This window comes from Methylobacterium sp. WL103 (assembly GCF_008039885.1).
GTDB lineage: Bacteria > Pseudomonadota > Alphaproteobacteria > Rhizobiales > Beijerinckiaceae > Methylobacterium > Methylobacterium cerastii.
The window spans coordinates 1-3781 of sequence record NZ_VRUX01000421.1; the positions used below are offsets into that span (position 1 = coordinate 1).

Genomic DNA, 3781 nt, shown 5'->3' on the forward strand with positions numbered 1-3781 from the left:
CCCCCCCCCCCCTTTTTTTTTTAATTATCCGGCCACCACCTATATCTACACTTAAGGAGTCGTCGGCTGCGTCATATGTGTATAATACACAGCGCTGCGCCTGCACGGCTTCTATCGCAACCGCGCGGCGTCGCCGCGCGACCACGTCGCCCTCTACGTCGCCCCGGCCTTCACGGTGCTCGGCGAGAAGCGGCCCGACCGCGAGATCGCGGCCTGCGCCTTCTTCGCCCTCGACGCGCTCCCCGACGCGACCACCCGCGCGACGGTGGCGCGCCTGCGCGAGATCCGCGACGGCCTTCCGCCCGCCGACCTCTGGTGAGAACCGGCGGCGCGGAAAAATCCTCGCGGAGGGCGCTTGCAACGCCGGTTGGAATGGTGTTTAGAGAGCGCCGCCGGGGCCGCCGGGCACGAGAGTTTCCAGCGGACCAGCATTGTGAGCGGGTGTAGCTCAGGGGTAGAGCACAACCTTGCCAAGGTTGGGGTCGAGGGTTCGAATCCCTTCGCCCGCTCCAATTTTCACGGACAATTACAATGACTTAGCAAGGCCGCCTCCGGGCGGCCTTCTGCGTTGGTCCCGTAACTGGTCCCGAAACGTGCCGAAACCCCGCTCGGACGGGGTCCGGCAGGGTGGTCGGCGACGGGCGGTCCCGATTGAAGCGGGACCGCGATTTTCGTCGCGAGGGGAGGCTGCCACCCCCCACGTGTCCTGTTCCAGGTCACGCCCGCCCCCATCGCGTGCGCTGCCGCACGCGAGGTCGGGTCAGCCGTTCCGCTTCCGGTCACGGCGCTGCCGGGCCCTCTCGCGACGCCTGCGCTCCGCGAGGTTCAGGGCGGCCCGTTCCATCGTGGCGTTCGTCACGCTTCGGTGGAGCGGCCGGGGATTCGGATCGCCCAGCGACAGCACGTTGATGACGTCGCCGCCGTTCAGCAGGACGATGTGCGTGAGGCGCGGGCACGTGACGGACCGCGAGTTGCGCATGTCCCCGTGGTGCGCCGCGAGCATGTCGGCGGCCTTGCGCGACGCCACCCGGATCGCGCCGATCGTGGGGGCCCAGCCGACGTCGCTCGCGAGCAGCTCCTGTCCGCCGCTCACGATCATCGCGTCGTGCCCGAGGCAGCACGAGGTGTCCTGCCAGATGGCGTAGACGAGGTCGTTCGCCCGGACGTAGCGCTCGACCCATCGGTCGACGTCGCCACCCGACTGCGAGATGGGCAGCAGTTCGCGCTCGGCCTCGTCGGCCGCCTCGATGAGCCGGGTCATGATCTCGACCTCGGCCGCGTTCAGTTCGGTGTTGTTGGGGGAGCTTGCCATGATGTGCCTCCTTCGGCGTTGAAGAGGCACCTTAGATGTACCGAAAAACCTTCCAGAACCTTAGCGGACCCCACCTTATTTCTTTATCGATCTTCGCAATACTTGCTTCACCTTGAATGATCTTGAAGATGATCGCTCGAATTTGAGGGATCGACCTTATCGGTCGTTATCCAGGCGATCCGTGCCGCGGGAAGGGGCTTCGGTAACTTTCGCTTTGTCGGAAGCCCCCTTTGGGCGGTCAAAGGCCCGGAAAAGCCCGACAAAGCGAGCAAACGGCCTCGATGGAGCCTCCACAAAGGCTTTGAGGGGCCATTCACAAGGTTTCAGGCGTCAAAACAAAGGGCTCAGGCCAGATTTCGCTTTGTTAAGGCCCAGAACAAAGTGAAATCCGGGTTTTCATTTTGTTATACCGCCAAAACAGCGGCAAAACGGCGTTTTCGACGCCTTAAGTCGACTTATCGCCGCTACAAAGCATCGTAAGACGAGTTTTCCGGGGTTTTAGGCCCGAAAACGGGGTTCTAACAAAGGGCTTCGCTCGGTTTCGCTTTGTTATGGCCCTCAACAAAGCGAAATATGAGCGAAGCCCTTTGTTGCAGCCCCGAACGGCCTCCGCCTCAGCTGTCGCCCCACGCGATCGCCAGGCCGACGGCGGTCCCCAGCGGCAGGCCGAACGCGGCCCAGATGACCAGGACCTGCAGCGATCCGTGGATCATGCCCGGGTCCTCCCCACGCGGCGCCTGTCGTTGTGGACCTCTCGCTTCACGGCGTGCCCGATCCACAGGGCGAGCTCCCTCTGGAGCCGGGCTGTCCTCTCCTTCGGGGTGTCCCCCGGGTTCTCGGCGATGACCTTTTCCACGGTCCACGCGGCGCCGCCGGCGATGTCGTCGATCGTGGACTGTCTCATGCCCGCCCCTCCCTCACCAAGCCGACCAGGTCGCCGGCAGACCGCCCGCCGGGGCCTTCTCCGCATCCGTCCAGGCTTGCCTCGTTGCAGGGGCGGCCTCAGACTCCCGCGCATGTCCGACGCCGAGTACGACCCGTCCGCCCTGCGCATCCTCGCCGGCATGGAGCCGCCCCCGCGCCGGCCGGCCGGCCACGTCGAGGGCCGCTACCCGATCGAGGACGGCCCCGGATCCAGCGACCGCATCGAGCTCGTCGTCCGCGTCCTCCTCGGCACGGAGCGGTCGACCGTCCTCGTCGTCGACCTCGTCACGGGGCGCGCCCTGTCGAGCACGGTCGTCCCGCACGGGAGCGAGCCCGGGGCCGCGGCCGCCGCCGTCGAGGCGATCGTCGGGAAGCGGCTGCCCTGAAAGGAATTCGTTGATGGCGAGGGCGACCCCGTATCGGTGGAACAGGTGTGCGCAGTCGCTCTCGATCACGCCCGGCCCTCTGAGATGAGGCCCTTGGCGACGAGGATCGAGTAGACGCCCGCGGCCAGCTGGCGGTCGTTGAGCCCGTCGGCGCGCCCCTTGATGAGGACCTCCTGGATCAGCTCCCACGGCGGCGTCGGCGGCAGGGCAGCCCGGGCGGCCCATCGGGCGTGGTTGGCCCGGGTCCGGGCGTTGCCCGCGAACCGCTTCGCTAGGCGGGCGATCACGGCCGGATCGACGGCTTGCGCTTGGGTCTGCATCCCATTTCCCCCTACGGATTTCGACAGATCCGCAGTGTGCCACGATCGAACGATTCGTACTGGACGGCGACCGGGATTTCGCGCAGCCGCTGAGTCGGTAGGCTGACTTTCATCATGGCCGGCTAGGATCCGGGCATGGACAGCCTCAGAGACATCGGCGAGCAGATCGCCCACACCCGCAGCGTCCGCCGCCTGTCCGTGCGCCGGCTCGCGGCCGAGGCCGGTGTCTCGCCGTCGTGGCTGGCCGCACTGGAGAAGGCGGAGATCGCCGAGCCGAGCCTGCCCCGCGTCGTGCGCGTCCTGAACGCGCTGAACCTCGACCTGCGGGTCCGGGACTACCACGGCGGCATCCCGGACCTCGACGAGATGAACGAGGTCAACGATCGCGAGCGGGCTGAAATCCGCGCAATGCGATTGACCTCGGGAAGGAGCCGTTGACGCTCTGCAGGTTTCCCCAGGCTCTTGGTCAGCCCCCATTGAAGTGGTCCGCCCTTTGGTATGGCTTTTGAGCCTGGAGGACGGACGAGATGGCAAAGCACCCGAAGCCCGAGGAGATCGTCGCGAAGCTACGTCAGGCGGACGTGCTGATCTCACAGGGCCAGAGCGTGGCCGATGCAATCCGCGCGCTCGGTGTGAGTTCGGTGACGTACTACCGGTGGCGGCGTGAGTTTGGCGGCCTGAAGTCGGATCAAGTTCGACGGATGAAGAGTCTTGAGACCGAGAATGCTCGGCTTCGAAAGGCAATCGCCGATCTCACCCTCGACAAGCTGATCCTGCAGGAGGCGTCCCGGGGAAACTTCTGAGCCCCGCGCGCCGACGCGCCTGTGTCGAGCACATCC

General features: G+C 65.9%; 5 protein-coding genes, 1 tRNA gene and 2 pseudogenes. 5 read left to right on the forward strand and 3 right to left on the reverse strand.

Annotation, left to right across the window (positions count from 1 at the left end):
* Positions 1-94 precede the first annotated feature (94 nt).
* Positions 95-319 (forward strand): annotated as a pseudogene (locus FV222_RS19740) (DNA mismatch repair protein MutT); the annotation flags it as partial.
* A gap of 118 nt (positions 320-437) precedes the next feature.
* Positions 438-512, forward strand: a tRNA-Gly gene (locus FV222_RS19745).
* Positions 513-760: 248 nt separating this feature from the next.
* Here the strand turns inward: FV222_RS19745 and FV222_RS19750 are convergent.
* Both FV222_RS19750 and FV222_RS19755 read right to left on the reverse strand, forming a co-directional pair.
* Positions 761-1312 carry a hypothetical protein gene (locus tag FV222_RS19750; protein WP_147815447.1) on the reverse strand — a complete coding sequence of 184 codons (552 nt, stop codon included), beginning with the start codon at positions 1310-1312 and terminating at the stop codon, positions 761-763.
* Positions 1313-2021: 709 nt separating this feature from the next.
* Positions 2022-2216: a hypothetical protein gene (locus tag FV222_RS19755; protein ID WP_147815448.1), complete on the reverse strand. Its 195-nt coding sequence runs from the start codon at positions 2214-2216 to the stop codon at positions 2022-2024.
* 112 nt (positions 2217-2328) lie between these two features.
* On the opposite strand from FV222_RS19755, the gene FV222_RS19760 reads away from it, so the two are divergent.
* Positions 2329-2622 (forward strand): hypothetical protein, encoded by a 294-nt coding sequence (locus FV222_RS19760; RefSeq protein ID WP_147815449.1) that lies wholly within the window; start codon positions 2329-2331, stop codon positions 2620-2622.
* A 65-nt stretch (positions 2623-2687) separates the two neighbouring features.
* On the opposite strand, the gene FV222_RS19765 is transcribed toward FV222_RS19760, so the two are convergent.
* Positions 2688-2942 carry a hypothetical protein gene (locus tag FV222_RS19765; RefSeq protein WP_147815450.1) on the reverse strand — a complete coding sequence of 85 codons (255 nt, stop codon included), beginning with the start codon at positions 2940-2942 and terminating at the stop codon, positions 2688-2690.
* A 135-nt stretch (positions 2943-3077) separates the two neighbouring features.
* Between FV222_RS19765 and FV222_RS19770 the strand changes: the two genes are divergently transcribed.
* Positions 3078-3380, forward strand: coding sequence for a helix-turn-helix domain-containing protein (locus tag FV222_RS19770; RefSeq protein ID WP_147815451.1), 303 nt, complete (start codon positions 3078-3080; stop codon positions 3378-3380).
* An 89-nt stretch (positions 3381-3469) separates the two neighbouring features.
* Positions 3470-3781: pseudogene (locus tag FV222_RS19775) on the forward strand (transposase); the annotation flags it as partial.